The 15,613-nt window shown below is 65.0% G+C and carries 11 protein-coding genes; 5 read left to right on the top strand and 6 right to left on the bottom strand.

Annotated elements, in window-relative coordinates; all coding sequences use genetic code 11:
• Positions 1-228: 228 nt before the first annotated feature.
• The 5 genes from ACVWZM_RS19830 to ACVWZM_RS19810 all read left to right on the top strand — a co-directional run bounded on the left by ACVWZM_RS19830 (position 229) and on the right by ACVWZM_RS19810 (position 8,339).
• Positions 229-1,788, top strand: coding sequence for a caspase family protein (locus ACVWZM_RS19830; protein WP_076834766.1), 1,560 nt, complete (start codon positions 229-231; stop codon positions 1,786-1,788).
• Positions 1,789-1,927: 139 nt separating this feature from the next.
• Positions 1,928-2,578: an OmpA family protein gene (locus ACVWZM_RS19825; protein WP_057021106.1), complete on the top strand. Its 651-nt coding sequence runs from the start codon at positions 1,928-1,930 to the stop codon at positions 2,576-2,578.
• 249 nt (positions 2,579-2,827) lie between these two features.
• Positions 2,828-3,745 (top strand): efflux RND transporter periplasmic adaptor subunit, encoded by a 918-nt coding sequence (locus ACVWZM_RS19820; RefSeq protein WP_057021105.1) that lies wholly within the window; start codon positions 2,828-2,830, stop codon positions 3,743-3,745.
• 13 nt (positions 3,746-3,758) lie between these two features.
• Entirely contained in the window at positions 3,759-6,911 is a 3,153-nt protein-coding gene (locus tag ACVWZM_RS19815; RefSeq protein WP_057021104.1) for an efflux RND transporter permease subunit, read from the top strand.
• A gap of 396 nt (positions 6,912-7,307) precedes the next feature.
• Positions 7,308-8,339 carry a DDE-type integrase/transposase/recombinase gene (locus tag ACVWZM_RS19810; RefSeq protein WP_082654080.1) on the top strand — a complete coding sequence of 344 codons (1,032 nt, stop codon included), beginning with the start codon at positions 7,308-7,310 and terminating at the stop codon, positions 8,337-8,339.
• On the opposite strand, the gene ACVWZM_RS19805 is transcribed toward ACVWZM_RS19810, so the two are convergent.
• The 6 genes from ACVWZM_RS19805 to ACVWZM_RS19780 form a co-directional block, all read right to left on the bottom strand.
• The gene (locus ACVWZM_RS19805) at positions 8,336-8,971 is read right to left on the bottom strand and encodes a pyridoxamine 5'-phosphate oxidase family protein (protein ID WP_057021102.1); all 636 of its coding nucleotides are present in this window, start codon (positions 8,969-8,971) and stop codon (positions 8,336-8,338) included. The genes ACVWZM_RS19810 and ACVWZM_RS19805 overlap by 4 nt on opposite strands.
• Positions 8,972-9,078: 107 nt before the next feature.
• Positions 9,079-10,380, bottom strand: coding sequence for an ArgE/DapE family deacylase (locus ACVWZM_RS19800; protein WP_057021101.1), 1,302 nt, complete (start codon positions 10,378-10,380; stop codon positions 9,079-9,081).
• Positions 10,377-12,065, bottom strand: coding sequence for a dipeptide ABC transporter ATP-binding protein (locus ACVWZM_RS19795; RefSeq protein ID WP_456854333.1), 1,689 nt, complete (start codon positions 12,063-12,065; stop codon positions 10,377-10,379). Before ACVWZM_RS19795 ends, ACVWZM_RS19800 begins: the two co-directional genes overlap by 4 nt.
• The gene (locus tag ACVWZM_RS19790; RefSeq protein WP_057021099.1) at positions 12,062-12,895 is read right to left on the bottom strand and encodes an ABC transporter permease; all 834 of its coding nucleotides are present in this window, start codon (positions 12,893-12,895) and stop codon (positions 12,062-12,064) included. Before ACVWZM_RS19790 ends, ACVWZM_RS19795 begins: the two co-directional genes overlap by 4 nt.
• Positions 12,895-13,896 (bottom strand): ABC transporter permease, encoded by a 1,002-nt coding sequence (locus tag ACVWZM_RS19785; RefSeq protein ID WP_057021098.1) that lies wholly within the window; start codon positions 13,894-13,896, stop codon positions 12,895-12,897. Before ACVWZM_RS19785 ends, ACVWZM_RS19790 begins: the two co-directional genes overlap by 1 nt.
• Positions 13,893-15,470, bottom strand: a complete 1,578-nt coding sequence (locus ACVWZM_RS19780; RefSeq protein ID WP_057021097.1) for an ABC transporter substrate-binding protein — start codon at positions 15,468-15,470, stop codon at positions 13,893-13,895. The genes ACVWZM_RS19785 and ACVWZM_RS19780 overlap by 4 nt, the downstream gene beginning before the upstream one ends.
• Between the last annotated feature and the right edge of the window lie 143 nt (positions 15,471-15,613).

The following is a 15,613-nucleotide window of genomic DNA, read 5'->3' as shown; positions in this document are numbered from 1 at the left end:
TCGGCCCGCAGGAACCAGCACCGTGCCGGATGACGATGGCCGCCATGACCGCATGCTGCTGCACTGCGGTCTGGCTGGCATCACCGCGATAAACGATGCTGCCGCAAGCCGTTGACGGGGACTTGGCCGTGGTTTGATAATGGATTTTCGCTAGAGTAAGGTTCCCGAGGCGCAGGCTGGAAGCGGCGCCGTTTCATTGGAATGCCGCGATCTGGATTTGCTGCGATTATGAAAATCCGCCTTGCCTTGCTCGCCACGCTGATTTTTTCAATCGCGGCGCCCACTTTGTCCTTCGCTGCCGGCGACCGTTTCGCGCTGGTCATCGGCAACGCCAAATATCCCGACGCCGACGCACCGCTGAAGGAGCCGGTCAACGACGCCCGTGACGTCGCCGACGAGCTCAAGCGCGACGGCTTCACCGTCGAGGTCGGCGAGAACCTGACCGGCGACGGCATGCGTCGCGCCTTCGACCGGCTCTACGGCAAGATCAAGCCGGGCTCGGTCGCCCTGATCTTCTTCTCCGGTTACGGTATCCAGTCGAACCGGCAGAGCTACATGATCCCGATCGATGCGCAGATCTGGGCCGAGGCCGACGTTCGGCGCGACGGCTTCAGCCTCGAGACCGTGCTCGGGGAAATCAACAGCCGTGGCGCCGGGGTGAAGATCGCCTTGATCGACGCCTCGCGGCGCAACCCGTTCGAGCGGCGCTTCCGCAGCTTTTCGGCAGGGCTCGCCCCGGTGATCGCCCCGAACGGTACATTGGTGATGTATTCGGCCGCGCTGTCGTCTGTCGTCTCCGACAATGGCAGCGACCACAGCCTGTTCGTGCGGGAACTCCTGAAGGAGATCCGCACCCCCGACCTGATGGCCGAGGAAACGCTGAACCGCACCCGCGTCGGCGTCACCCGCGCCTCGCGGCAGGAACAGGTGCCGTGGATCTCGTCGTCACTGGCCGAGGATTTCTCGTTCATTCCGGCCGGCACGGCCGGGCCGTCGAACGCCGCGCCGGCAACCGCCGCGTCGCCGTCACCGGAAGTGGCAGCGGCACCGCCAGTCGCGCCTCCGCCGGCTCCGCCCGCAGCAACGCCGACACCGCCCGCGGCGACCCCGACGCCACCAGCGGCAACAGCGCCGACACCATCACCGGCGCCGCCGACGCCTCCGATTGCGGCAGCGCCGACTGCACCGCCACCCCAGCCCAAGGCGCCCGAGATCGCCCTGCCGCCGCCCGCGGCTCCGCCGCCGGTGGTGATCCAGCCCACGCCGGCCCCGAGCAATTCGCCTGTGCTCGCCGATGATCCGACGATCAAGAGCTTGAGCGAAAAGCTGGACAAGAATCCCGATGACGCAGCGGCGCTGTATCGCCGCGGCCAGGTCTATGCCAGCAAGGGGGCCTACGACCTCGCGGTGAAGGACTTCACCAATTCGCTGCGGCTGAACCCAAAGGATGTCGAGGCCTATAACAACCGCTGCTGGGTCCGCACCGTGATCGGCGACCTGCAGGCGGCGCTGAAGGACTGCAACGAGGCGCTGCGGCTGCGCCCGAACTTCGTCGATGCGCTCGACAGCCGCGGGCTGATGAACCTGAAGGGCGGGCAGAACAAGAACGCGATCGCCGATTTCGACGCCGCGCTGAAGATCAATCCGCGGCTGACCTCGTCGCTGTACGGGCGCGGGCTCGCCAAGCAGCGCAACGGCGCGGTCGCGGAGGGCGATCTCGACATCGCCAACGCCAAGGCGATGGACCCGAACATCGTCAAGGAATTCGCCGACTACGGCGTGCAGTGACAATGGACGAAGGTCTGCCCGCGGCGCGAACCGCTGACGGAATTGAGCGACTAATCAGAGGGTGCGAGCCGGGCGGCGATGCCGGCAATCAATCTGGATAGTCGTTGGAACCGCGCCAGCTTGCGCAGGAGGGACCGAAATGTTCAAGCCGTCGGCAAAGGCCGCGATCGTTTCAATCACCATTGGCGCCGCGCTGTCGTTTTGCCTGGCGGCCGCCCGCGCCGGTGACGATGTCACCGAGGACCAGATCATCAGAGCGCTGACGCCCGACAAGAAGCCGCTGACCCGCGGCCTTTCGGCCGGACCGCAGACTACTTCGCCCGGGCTGAACGCCGACCAGGCCAAATTCGTGCAGAGCGTCCGCGGCCGCACCACCCGCTCGCTGTCCTCGGCCGAGCGCGAGGAAATCGCGACCATCGTCCAGGACAAGCCAAAGATCGATCTCGAGATCAACTTCGACTACAACTCCGCCGATATCAGCGCCAAGTCGCTGCCGTCGGTGCAGGCGCTCGGCCGCGCCTTGACCAATCAGGACCTGAAGGGCTCGACCTTCGTGGTCGCCGGCCACACTGACGCCGCCGGTGGCGAGGACTACAATCAGGGCCTTTCGGAGCGCCGCGCCGACGCCATCAAGCGCTATCTCGTCGACAAATATGGCATCAACGGCACCGATCTCGTCACCGTCGGCTATGGCAAGAGCAAGCTGAAGGACCCGAGCCACCCGATGGCGGAGGTGAACCGGCGCGTGCAGGTCGTGAACGTGGAAAACAAGGCCACCGCCGCCAAGTGATGGGCGGTGGCGTGGCCCCTTTTTGAGGTTACAATGCGCCCCGCACCCCGGCGGGGCGCATTTGCTTTAGGGCCAATGCTGTTTAGGCCGAGCCCCAATGTGGCATAACAGGTGACCCGCCTCACATGACGTCAGGGCATGATCCGGAACAATGGCACCGGCCTTCCGAATGCCCAGGCAATACGATAGCGAGCGTGATGAGACTTCGACCAACACCCATGACGCGCCAAGCTCCGGATTGATCAGGCGATGAATTTTTCCCAATACCTCAAGCCTGCGCTCGGCACGGTGTTCTTCCTCGCCCTCGCGATCGCCTATTACGCGTTCGAGCATCGCTCCCATCCGGAGGAGAAGGAGACGCCGGGCCAGGCGCTGGTCGTGGTGACGAAGTCGACCAATGCCTGCTTCTCCGACATGGTCCGCGTCACCGGCTTCATCGTGCCGCGCCGCGAGGCGCAGGTGAATGTCGACCAGGACGGCTCCAAGGTCACCGACGTGCTGGTCCGCGAGGGTGACACGGTCACCGAGAACCAGGAACTGGCGCGGCTGACCCCGCCGCCGCAGCAGGCCGCACAGGCCAATGCCAAGCCGCTTGTGCTGCGGGCGCCGGCGGCCGGCCTTATCACCGAAGTGCGCACCGCGCCCGGCGCGCCGGCCTCGCCGCAGGCGCCTCCGATGTTCAAGATCTCGATCAACAACGAGATCGAGCTCGACGCCGAGGTGCCGGGCTTCCAGCTCCTGAAGCTCAATCCCGGCGCCAATGTGCGGATCAGCCGCGACGATGCGCCCGACATGGTCGGCAAGGTCCGCCAGATCTCGCCGCAGATCGACCGCACCACCCAGCTCGGGCATGTCCGCATCACCATCAACAACAATCCGACGCTGAAGGTCGGCATGTTCGCGCGTGCCAATATCGACGCCAAGCGCTCCTGCGGCGTCGCGGTGCCGCGTACCGCGATCGACCGCCTAACCCTGCAGGTCGTGAAGGGCAACACCGTCGAGACCCGCAGGGTGCGCGTCGGGCTGACCTCCGACACCTCGACCGAAATCCTTGAAGGCCTCGACGTCGGCGAAATCGTCGTGGCCGACGCTGGCACCTCGCTGCATGACGGCGACCAGATCAAGACCATGTTCGCCGACGAACTCGATCGCACGCGATCACGGTAATTCGGGCACGCTAATGGCTTTGAACATCTCGGCATGGTCGATCCGGAACCCGCTTCCCTCGATCGTCTTCTCGATCATCCTGCTCGTGCTGGGCTGGGTTTCCTTCACCAAGCTCGCGGTGACGCGGCTGCCGAGCGCCGACATTCCGGTGATCTCGGTCGCGGTCTCGCAATTCGGCGCAGCGCCGTCGGAACTTGAATCGCAGGTCACCAAGACCATCGAGGACGGCGTCTCCGGCGTCGAGGGCGTGCGCCACATCTCCTCCTCGATCACCGACGGCCTGTCGGTGACCACGATCCAATTCGCGCTGGAGACCAACACCGACCGCGCGCTCAACGACGTCAAGGATGCGGTGACGCGCGTGCGCGCCAACCTGCCGCAGAATGTCACCGAGCCGTTGATCCAGCGGGTAGACGTGATCGGCCTGCCGATCGTGACCTATGCCGCGATCTCGCCCGGCAAGACGCCGGAGCAGCTGTCCTATTTCGTCGACGACGTGGTCAAGCGCGCCCTGCAGGGCGTGCGCGGCGTCGCCCAGGTCGAGCGCATCGGCGGTGTCGAGCGCGAGATCCTGGTCTCGCTCGATCCCGACAAGCTGCAGGCGGTGGGGCTCACCGCGGTCAATGTCAGCCAGATCCTGCGCGGCACCAATGTCGACGTCGCCGGCGGCCGCGCCGAGATCGGCAAGAACGACCAGGCGATCCGCACGCTGGCCGGCGCCAAGACGCTGAACGAGCTCGCCGGCACCATGATCCCGCTGTTCGGCGGCGGCGAGATCCGGCTCGACGATCTCGGCACCGTCACCGACACCATCGCCGACCGGCGCACCTTCGCCCGCTTCAACGGCGAGCCGGTTGTCGCGCTCGGCATCAAGCGCTCCAAGGGCGCCAGCGACGTCGTCGTCGCGGCCGCGGTGCAGAAGCGGATCGACGCGCTGAAGGTGGCCTATCCCGATGTCGACCTGAAGCTGATCGACACCTCGGTCGAGTTCACCAAGGGCAATTACGAGGCCGCGATCTCGACCCTGTTCGAGGGCGCGATCCTCGCCGTGATCATCGTGCTGCTGTTCCTGCGCGACATGCGTGCCACGATCATCGCGGCGGTCTCGCTGCCGCTGTCGATCTTCCCGGCCTTCTGGGCGATGGATCTGCTCGGCTTCTCGCTCAACCTGGTCTCGTTCCTCGCCATCACGCTCTCGACCGGCATCCTGGTCGACGATGCCATCGTCGAGATCGAGAACATCGTCCGCCACATGCGGATGGGCAAGACGCCCTATCGTGCCGCCCTCGAAGCCGCCGACGAGATCGGCCTTGCGGTGATCGCGATCTCGCTCACCATCATCGCGATCTTCGCGCCGGCGAGCTTCATGTCAGGGATCGCCGGGCAGTTCTTCAAGCAGTTCGGCATCACCGTGTCGGTGCAGGTGTTCTTCTCGCTGCTCGCCGCGCGCTTCGTGACGCCGATGCTGGCCGCCTATTTCCTCAAGCATCATGACCACGATGATCCTCCGCCCGGCCCGATCCTGCGCGGCTATCACAGCCTCGTCACCTGGTCGGTGAAGCATTACTTCGTCACCGTGCTGATCGGCTTTGCGATCTTCGCCGCGTCGATCTGGAGCATCACGCTGCTGCCGCAGGGCTTCCTGCCGGCGCAGGACACCGCGCGCTCGCTGCTCGCGATGGAGCTGCCGCCAGGCTCGCAGCTTGCCTACACCGAGAAGGTCACCGAGGAGATCGTGGCGCGGCTGCGCAAGCGGCCCGAGGTACGAAGCGTGTTCGTCGATGGCGGCCGGGTGCCGCCGGGCCTGCAGGAGGTGCGCCGCGCCGCGCTGATCATCAACTACACGCCGAAGGCCGACCGCAAGATCACCCAGCGCGAGCTCGAACTGTCGATCGGCAAGGAGCTCGATAACGTTCCTGACATCAGGTTCTGGTTCCTCGACGAGAACGGCCTGCGCGCGATCTCGCTGGTCGTCACCGGTACCGACAGCAACATCGTCAACAACGTGGCCAGCGAACTCGCGACGCAGATGAAGCGGATTCCGATCATCGCCAACGTGATCTCGGAGACCGCGCTCGACCGGCCCGAGCTGCGCATCCGTCCGCGCGCCGAGCTCGCGGCGCGGCTCGGCGTCTCGACCGAAAGCCTGTCGCAGACCATTCGCGTTGCCACCATCGGCGACGTCGGCCCGGCGCTGGCGAAGTTCGACGCCGGCGACCGCCAGGTGCCGATCCGCGTCCAGCTCGAGGACAATGCGCGCAGCGACCTGCAGATGCTGGAGCAGCTGCGGGTGCCGCTCGGCCAGCGCGGCGAACGCGGCGGCGTGCCGCTCTCCGTCGTCGCCGACATCCAGCTCGACCAGGGCCCGACCAGCATCAACCGCTACGACCGCGAGCGGCAGGCCACCGTCGCCGCCGACCTTGTCGGCAATGCCGCGCTCGGCGACGCCACCAAGCTGATCTACGACCTGCCGGTCATGAAGACCCTGCCGAAGGGCGTAAGAGTCAGCCCGTCCGGCGACGCCGAGAGCCTCGCCGAGCTGTCCGACGGTTTCGCCACCGCGATCACCGCCGGCCTGATGATGGTCTATGCCGTGCTGGTGCTGCTGTTCGGCACCTTCTTGCAGCCGATCACCATCCTGTTCTCGCTGCCGCTCTCGATCGGCGGCGCGATCGGCGCACTGCTGTTGACCGGCAAGCAGCTCACCACGCCGGTGTGGATCGGCATCCTGATGCTGATGGGCATCGTCACCAAGAACGCCATCATGCTGGTGGAGTTCGCGGTGGAGGCGATCCGCGACGGCAAGGCGCGCGAGGAAGCCATGATCGACGCCGGCATGAAGCGCGCCCGCCCGATCGTGATGACCACGATTGCGATGGCCGCCGGCATGATGCCGTCAGCGCTTGCGTTCGGCGCGGGCGGCGAATTCCGCTCGCCGATGGCGCTCGCAGTGATCGGCGGCCTGATCTTCTCGACCGCGCTGTCGCTGGTGTTCGTGCCGGCGATGTTCATGGTGATGGATGATGTCGGCGGCCTGATCTGGCGCTTCGGCAAGCGGCTCGTGGTCTCGCATGCCGACCACGAGCTGACCCCGAACGAGCACCAGTCCGACGACACCAAGCGCCCGCCCGGCCCGCCGAACATGATCTCGCCCGCCGCGGAATGAGCTGAGGCCGCGCCTCGCCAGCGGTGCGACCCGTACGAGATGACGTACTCCAAAATATCGAAAACAACCCCATGCAAAGGAGCCGACGGCGGCCGGAATCCGACACGGCGACTTGACACGTCGGACAAATCAGCGATATTTTTCCATTATTCCGAAATCATGGTGTGAGTCCGCGACTCCTCCAACACGTCGTCCCTGCCTGGTGCGCAATTGCGCACGGGAGCAGGGACCCATACGCCGCGGCGGACCTTGTTGCAGCGACTCGTCGTTCCAGCATCGCCCAACGATTGGCAGCTGTGGTTATGGGTCCCTGCTTTCGTGTTTGGTCCCTGCAGATTGGTTGGATGGAATCGGTGTAGAACGAGGCGTGGCCTTTGTTAGGGAGCGCCTCGTGTCATGGAACTGAGCTTGCACGCGAACGCCACGACGACGCCGAAGACACGTGCCTACATCCAGCGCAGCAGGAAGTCGGTCGCTCAGTTGGCGGCCGAACTGGGGGTCAGCGAGACCACGATTTATCGCTGGCGCAGCCGCACGACGGTCGAAGACCGCTCGCACCGGCCGAAGCACCTCACGACCAGCCTCTCCGCGGTTGAAGAAAGGGCCGTTTGTGAACTACGGACATCGCTCCAATTGCCGCTGGACGACATCGTTGAGGTGATGCGGCGATGCATCAACGCCAAGCTGTCCCGTAGTGCTATTCACCGCTGCCTGCAACGCAATGGCATCAGCCGGCTTGCCAAGCCTGACAAGCCCAAAGCCGGCGTCTTCGAGAATGCCAGTATCGGCTTCATCCATATCGACGTGAAGTATCTGCCGGCACTGCAGCGCCGCACCAGTTATGCCTTTGTCGCCATCGATCGCGCCACCCGCTACGTCTTTGTCGAGGTCCATTCCAGGCGGGACGGAGCGACCGCGACCGGTTTCCTTAAGCGCTTCCTGGCTGATTTTCCGCACCAGGTTCACACTATCCTCACCGACAACGGTGCCGAGTTCACCGACCGCTTCGCCGTCGACAAGAAGAACAAGCCGCCCGGGAAGCCTTCCGGCGACCACCCCTTTGATCAACTCTGCCGACAGTGCGCCATCCAGCATCGCCTGACCAAGCCCTACCATCCGCAGACCAACGGCCTCGTCGAACGCTTCAACCGGCGCATCGCCGAAGCCATTGGCCGCGAAACACAAACGGGGCAGCGCGCGCCGTACCTTTGTCAACCACGCCGACCGCGACACCTTCATCGCCAAGTTCGTCCACGACTACAATCGGACCCGCCTCAAATGCCTCGGCTACCTGGCGCCAATCCAGGCCCTCGCCAATCACACGGGACCGAACACTTTCGCAGGGACGACGGTAAGGAAGGATATCGATTCAGGGCGTTACACCAGGCGGTGTCATCGCCTGCGCATGCGGGTGATCTCAAGTTCTAATACAGCCGCGTCCGATAGGCCTCTTCCATCGCCTTCTCGGCGACTTCGACCTCGATCGCGGCGGTCTGCTCGGCGATGATCCGGCCGAGCGTCGGAAAGCTGTGGCGCTCGACTTGCGCGGCGGGATTCCAGAGCTTCGAGCGCATCAGTGCCTTGCCGCAGTGGAAGTAGGTCTCATCGACATGCACCTTGAGCCCGATGATCGGCGTGACGTTCTGCACCGTCAGCGGCGTCAACAGATCCGCCTCCTGCGAGATTTCGGCCCGCCCGTTGACGCGCAGCGTTTCGTTGATGCCGGGCACCATGAAGATCAGCCCGATCCCGGGCGACGCGATGATATTGCCGAACGTATCGACCCGGTTGTTGCCGCGCCGATCCGGGATCAGCAGCGTCTTGTCGTCGAGCACGGAGACGAAGCCCGGCGCATCGCCGCGCGGGCTGGCGTCGGCATGACCCTTGCCGTCGCTGGAAGCGATGACGAGGAACGGCGACAGCGCGATGAAGTCGCGGCAGAACTTGTCGAGATGATAGAGCACCTTTTTCTCGGCGAGCGGGCTCAATTGCCCGAAATGCGCACGAAGATCCTCGTGCGATTTGACCGGCGGCTTGCCGCCCGCACTCTGGCCACCCATAGCGAACCTCCCGTTTGGTTTGTCTCAATTCGTTGAGCATGATCTCCGCGCAAACGCTCCGCGTTTGTCGCGAGGGAACACCGCGTCGCACTTTTCCGGATCATGCTCTATACCGCGTCGATGCCGCACCAGCTCGCGACGAAGAGGGCGTAGGCCTTGGTCACCTTCTTCAGCGAATCGAGCTGGACCCGTTCATTGAAGCCGTGCGCGTTCTCCATCCTGGCGCCGAAGCAGAATGCGGGAACACCATAATCCAGGCCATAGAAGCGAGCATCCGTCAGCGCGGTCGAGGGAAAATCCGTCAGCTTGCGCCCGAACACATGCTCGTAGACCGAGCCGAGGACGGCCTCGCTCTCCTGCACCTCGGTCGCCTCATAGCCCGGCGACAGGAAGCCGGACCAGACGATCTCGGGCGGATTGTTGGCGAGGAACGGATGGGCCCTGGCGGCCTTGGTCACGCAGTCGACGATCTCGGCCTGGCAGTCGGCGATTTTCCATCCTGGCAGGATGCCGATCCGGCAATCGACGTCGCACCACGCCGGTACGCTGGAGGCCCAATCGCCGCCCTTGATGATGCCGGGATTGAAGTTGAGCGGGTGATGCACCGCACCGAAGTAGCGATGCGACTTGGCACGCTCGTTCCACTCCGCCTCGAGCGCGTCGAGATGGCCGATCAGATGATAGGCGGCACGGATGGCATTGGAGCCGGTGCCGGCGCGCGCGACATGGACCGGGATTCCGCGAACCCTGAGGCGAAACCAGATCACGCCGACCTGGGCGCGCATCAACCGTTCCTCGGTCGGCTCCGGCAGCAGGCAGGCATCGGCACGGTAACCTCGCTGCAACGTCGAGAGCGCGCCGAGACCGGTGCTCTCCTCCTCGATCACGGATTGCAGATGGATGCGGCCTTTCGGCGCAAAGCCCGCGGCCTTCACCGCATCGAGCGCGTAGAGCGCGGCAATGGTGCCCGACTTCATGTCGCCGGTGCCGCGGCCATAGAGCCAGCCGTCCTGGACCACCGGCTGGAACGGCGGCCGCTCCCACATGTCGAGCGGCCCGACCGGCACCACGTCGCAATGCCCCTGAAGGATCAGCGAACGCCCCTCCTCGCGCGCCGGCCGATAGGTGCCGACGACGGTCCGCGCGCGGGAAAAATCGGTCTCGACCGGCCCGTAGCCGGGCAAGGTCTTCAGCTCGTCCTGATTGATGACCCAGTCGTCGACCTCATAGCCGCGCTCGCGCAGCAGCTTCGCGAACATGTCCTGGCACGGACCTTCCTGGCCGCGCGTGCTGGGAATCGACGAGAAGGCGATCGTGGTCGCGAGCTGCTGCTCGAAGGCGGCGTCGACAGCCGCCTCGATGCGCTCGCGCGCGCCGGCCGGAAGGGGAACTGAACGGCTGTCGGTCATGAATTGATCCTTGCTGTGGGGCGTGTATCGGCCACGGCCGCAAAGCCCGGCTGGTCGAAGAAATCGCGCCCGGGAATCGCGTCGAGCAGATCGCGAGTGTAGGCCTGGCGCGGCGCGGTGAACACTTCGGCGGTGGTGCCTTCCTCGACGATACGCCCCTTCTGCAGGACGATGACGCGGTCGGCGATCTCGGCGGCGATCCGCAAATCGTGTGTAATGAAGATCATCGCAAGCCGCATCTCCTGGCGCAGCTCGGCGAGCAGCGCCAGCACCTGGGCCTGCACCGAGACGTCCAGCGCCGACACCGCCTCGTCGGCGATCAGAACCCGCGGCTTCAGCGCCAGCGCCCGCGCGATGCAGATGCGCTGGCGCTGGCCGCCCGAGAACTCGTGCGGGTAGCGATCGGCGGCGGTCGCCGACAGGCCGACCCGCACCAGGAGCTTGTTCGCCTGGGCCATCGCCTCGGCCCGCGACGTCCCATAGGCCATCGGTCCGCGCGCGATGGCATCGCCGACCTTCTGGCGCGGATCGAGACTGGCAAACGGATCCTGGAACACGATCTGGAGCTGGCGCCGCGCCTGGCGCAACGCCTCGCCGCGCAGCTGCCGGAGATCCGCGCCGCCAAAGCGGATGGCGCCGGCGTCAGGTTCGGTGAGCCGCATGATCATGCGCCCGAGCGTCGACTTGCCGGAACCGGATTCACCGACCACCGCAAGCGTCTCGCCCTCGTGCAGCGTCAGTGAGATGCCATCAGCGGCGGTCACCTCGCGTGGCGGCTGCAGCCAGCCGCGCTTGACCCGAAAGGTCTTTTGCAGGCCGATGACCTCGAGCAGCGGCTCGGGACGCAGGATGGCCTCGTGGATGTCGGCGAGGCGCGCCTTCGGAACCGCGTCGATCAGTTCGCGCGTGTAGGCGGCCTGCGGATTGCGAAGCACCTCGCTGGCCGTGCCCTGCTCGACCACCTTGCCATGGCGCAGCACCACGACGCGATCGGCAACGTCGGCGACAACGCCGAAATCATGGGTGATCAGCAGCACGCCCATGCCGCGCTCGCGCCGGAGATCGTCAATCAGGCGCAGGATCTGGCGCTGGGTCGTGACATCGAGCGCGGTCGTCGGCTCGTCTGCGATCAGGAGCGCGGGGCGGTTGGCCATCGCCATCGCGATCATCACGCGCTGGCGCTGGCCACCGGAAAGCTCAAACGGGTAGCTCTTTTCCAGCAGCTGCGGATTCGGCAGTCCGACCTGGGTCAGCAGCGTCAGCACCCGCTCGCGGAGTTCGGTCGCCGAGGGCGCAGGCCGCTGGTGCGCCAGGATCATCTCCTCGATCTGCCTGCCGACGCGCTTCAGCGGATTGAGCGAAGACAACGGCTCCTGAAAGATCATCGCGGCGTTGCCGCCGCGCAGCTTGCGGAGAGCGCGGCCGTCGAGCTTCGACGGATCCCGCCCTGCGACCGCCACGGCGCCGGACGCGATGTCGACGCCCCGCGGCAACAGCGACAGCACCGCATGCGCGATCATCGACTTGCCGGAGCCGGACTCGCCGACCAGGCAAACCACTTCGTTTGGCTTGATCTCAAAGGAGACGTTCTCGACCGCGAAGGGCCGATCACCGCCCTTGGGGAGCGCGATCGAGAGACCATCGACGGCAAGAACAGGCGCACCGGACTGCATGGCTTCGCTCATGAGCGGCGCCTCGAGACGCGCGGGTTGAGGACATCAGACAGTCCCTCGCCGAACAGGTTGATCGCCAGCACGGTGACGAGGATGGCGAGGCCGGGAAACACGCTCATCCACCACGCGTTCCGGATCACGGTGCGGCCCGCGCCGATCATGAAGCCCCACGACATCAGATTGGGATCGCCGAGCCCCATGAAGGACAGCGCGCTTTCCAGCAGGATCGCAGTGGCAACCGTCAGCGACGTCACCACCAGGATCGGCGAGATCGCGTTCGGCAGGATATGGCCGAGCACGATGCGCCAGGTGCGTTCGCCCTGGCACAGCGCGGCCTCGACGAATTCGCGGTGCCGCAGACGGAGGAATTCGGCGCGCGTGAGCCGCGCCAGCGGCGGCCAGCTCACCGCGCCGATGGTCAGGATGATCGTGAGCAGCGACGGATTGAAGGTCGCGACCAGCAGGATGGCCAGCACGAAGGCTGGAATGGTCTGGAACAATTCCGTCATCCGCATCAGCACCAGATCGACCTTGCCGCCGAAATAGCCTGAGATCGCGCCGATCACGACGCCGATCGCCATCGCCGCGAGCGCTGAGGCGATGCCGATCAGGAGCGACACGCGTGCGCCATAGGCGACGCCGGCGGCGACGTCGCGGCCGAGCGTATCGCCGCCGAGCCATAATCCGTCCTCGCCGGGCGGCGTGAACGGCGCGCCGACCATCTCCCAGGGCGAGACCGGAAACGCGATCGGCGCAACGATCGCGACGACAACAACGACGAGCAGCAGGACGAGGCCGATCATTCCGCTCGGATGACGCAGGAAGGCGCGCACCGTGTCCATCACGCCGCTCCCGTGGTCATGCGGGGATCAATCAACCGGTAGACCAGGTCGGTGAGCAGGTTGAGCGCGATCACGACGATCGAGAGGATCAGGAAGATGCCGAGCAGGACCGGATAGTCGCGCTGCAACAGTGCCTCGAAGGTCAAGCGGCCAAGGCCCGGCCAGGCAAACACCGTCTCGATCACCACAGCGCCGCCGACCAGCGCGCCGGCCTGCATGCCGGCGACGGTGACGACCGGCACCAGCGCATTGCGCAGCATGTGGCCGACCACGATGCGCGTTCCGGACAAGCCCTTGGCGCGCGCGGTCTTGATGAAATCCTGCTGCGCGACCTCGATGATCGAGGATCGCATCAGCCGCGCATAGATCGCCAGATAGATCGCCGCCAGCGACGTGACCGGCATGATCATGTGTTTCATGATGTCGAGCGCATGCTCGACCGGCGAGAGCTGGACGTTGATGGTCTCGTAACCGAACGGCGGCAACCAGCCGAGCGTCACCGAGAACACCAGCACCAGCATCAGGCCGAGCCAGAACACCGGCGTCGCGTAGAGCACGAGCGAGAGCACGGTGAACACCGTGTCGAGCACGCTGCCGGCCGCGAGCCCGGCCAGCGCGCCGAGCGCGGTGCCGATCAGGAGCGCGAGGCAAAACGCCGTGACGGACAGCAGCAGCGTCGCCGGCAGCCGTTCGAGGATCAGATCAACGACCGGACGACGCTGGCGATAGGAATAGCCGAGGTCGAGCCTGATGACGCGGCCGAGGTGGCTCACGAGCTGCACGAAATACGGCTTGTCGAGGCCATACTCCTTGCGCAGGTCGTCGAGCAGTTTTGGATCGGACGCGCCGGATTGCCCGGCCATGACCTGGGCCGGATCGCCGGGCGCGGCGCGCACCAGCACGAAATTGAACGTCGCGATGACGAGGATCACGGCGACGAGTTGGGCGATGCGGCTGACCGCCTGAAGTCCGATCGTCGCGGCGCTGCCGAGCCGGGTCACGATTTGTAGACCGACCCGAAGGTTTCGTGCGAGCCGATGCCCGTCGTCACGATGTTCTTGAACGCCTTGTCGTAGATGATGGGATATTCGATCTCGAGCGTCCAGGCCACCGGCACATCCTCGACCAGGATCTGCTGCACCTTGCTGTAGAGCTCCTGGCGCTTGGCTTCATCGAGCGTCACCGCGGCCTCGTCGAACAGTTTGTCGACTTCGGTATTCGAATAGCCTTGCGTGTTGGAGAACAGGATGCCCTTCTTGATGTTCGACGAAATATAGGTGCGGGCGACGCCCAGCGCGGGATCGCCGAGCTGGTAGAGCAGATTCTGGGTCATCTCATAATCCCAGTTGCCGACCTTCTCGGCCCATCCGGCCATGTCGGTGCCGACAAGCACGAGATCAATGCCGACCCGCGCAAAACTCTGGCGGAAGAATTCGCCGGCCCGCTGATAGGACTCGCCATAGGGCGGCACGATATACTTGATCTCGGCGCGCTTGCCGTTGGCGCCAGGCTTCAGTCCCATGTCGTCGAGCAGGGCCTTGGCCTTGTCGACCGAAAACTCGTAGCGCTTCACGTTCGGATCGTAGAACCGCGTCTTCGACGAGATCGGTCCGGTCGCCACCTTGGCATTGCCGAAATAGACTCGCTTGCTGAACGCCTCGCGATCGATCAGGTGCATCACCGCCTGCCGGAACCGCTTGTCGTTCATCGGCGCGATGCGGTTGTTCATCTCGAGCCACTGATGCGGCGCGAAATACTCGTAGCCCCTGGTGGTGAATTCGAGATTCTTCTGCGCCTTGAAGCGCTGCACGTCATAGAATTCGACGTCGGACCATTGCACGAGCTGCACCGTGCCGTTCTCGAGCGCCAGCGCGCGCGAGGCCGCATCCGGAATCACGCGGTAGACGATCTCGTCGAGATAGGGCTGGTCCTTCTGATAGTAGCCATCGTGGCGGACGAGATGAACGTGCGAGCCGCGCACCCACTCCTTCAGCTTGAAGGGGCCGGTGCCGATCGCCTTGTCGTTCTCCGGGTTCTTGCGGTAGTCGGTGCCGTCATAGATGTGCTTGGGTACGATCGGTGCAGACGTGCAATCGAAGCAGCCGATGAAGGGCGCGAACGGCTGCTTCAATTTGAACACGACGGTGAGCGGATCGGGCGCTTCCGCCGTCGCCACGCGGGCGAAGTTTTGCCGTGCGCGCGGATGCGTCTCCACCAGCAGCTTCATGCAGCTGAAGACCACGTCCTCCGAGGTCATCGGCTTGCCGTCGTGGAAGGTGATGCCGGGAAACAGCTTGAACGTATAGGTCAGGCCGTCGGGCGAAATCTCCCAGGACTGCGCCATGCCGGGCATCGGCTTGAGATCGGCGCCGTATTTCAGCAGGCCTTCGTAAATCTTGCCGCCGAGCGTCAAGGTCGGCTGCTGCTGGTTCAGCGCGGTCACCAGGACCGGTGGCTCGGGCTGGATGATGGTGTTGAGCGTCCCACCGCGGGTCTGGCCCGCCGCCCGCGTGATGCCGAACGGGATGGCTGCACCGCAGGCCAGCATTGCCTTGGTGAATTCGCGTCTGTTCATCGGACCTCTCCGTCTCCGCGTTCTCACATTCGATTTCGGCGAATGCCGCGGGGTGAGGCATTGTTGCCAAACGCCATATCCCGCGCTACCTGAAGGGGGACAACAACCATCGCGATCGGGCCAAGTGGCCCGGAAGATGCATG

The sequence above is a fragment of the Bradyrhizobium sp. USDA 4501 genome (genome assembly GCF_054062115.1).
The sequence above is the reverse complement of the archived record's forward strand: the minus strand, read 5'-3'. Positions and strand labels throughout refer to the sequence as shown.

Coding starts and splice junctions, on each gene's coding strand:
- ACVWZM_RS19830 (WP_076834766.1), top strand. CDS start 229: ATGAAAATCCGCCTTGCCTTGCTCGCCACGCTGATTTTTTCAATCGCG.
- ACVWZM_RS19825 (WP_057021106.1), top strand. CDS start 1,928: ATGTTCAAGCCGTCGGCAAAGGCCGCGATCGTTTCAATCACCATTGGC.
- ACVWZM_RS19820 (WP_057021105.1), top strand. CDS start 2,828: ATGAATTTTTCCCAATACCTCAAGCCTGCGCTCGGCACGGTGTTCTTC.
- ACVWZM_RS19815 (WP_057021104.1), top strand. CDS start 3,759: ATGGCTTTGAACATCTCGGCATGGTCGATCCGGAACCCGCTTCCCTCG.
- ACVWZM_RS19810 (WP_082654080.1), top strand. CDS start 7,308: ATGGAACTGAGCTTGCACGCGAACGCCACGACGACGCCGAAGACACGT.
- ACVWZM_RS19805 (WP_057021102.1), bottom strand. CDS start 8,971: ATGGGTGGCCAGAGTGCGGGCGGCAAGCCGCCGGTCAAATCGCACGAG.
- ACVWZM_RS19800 (WP_057021101.1), bottom strand. CDS start 10,380: ATGACCGACAGCCGTTCAGTTCCCCTTCCGGCCGGCGCGCGCGAGCGC.
- ACVWZM_RS19795 (WP_456854333.1), bottom strand. CDS start 12,065: ATGAGCGAAGCCATGCAGTCCGGTGCGCCTGTTCTTGCCGTCGATGGT.
- ACVWZM_RS19790 (WP_057021099.1), bottom strand. CDS start 12,895: ATGGACACGGTGCGCGCCTTCCTGCGTCATCCGAGCGGAATGATCGGC.
- ACVWZM_RS19780 (WP_057021097.1), bottom strand. CDS start 15,470: ATGAACAGACGCGAATTCACCAAGGCAATGCTGGCCTGCGGTGCAGCC.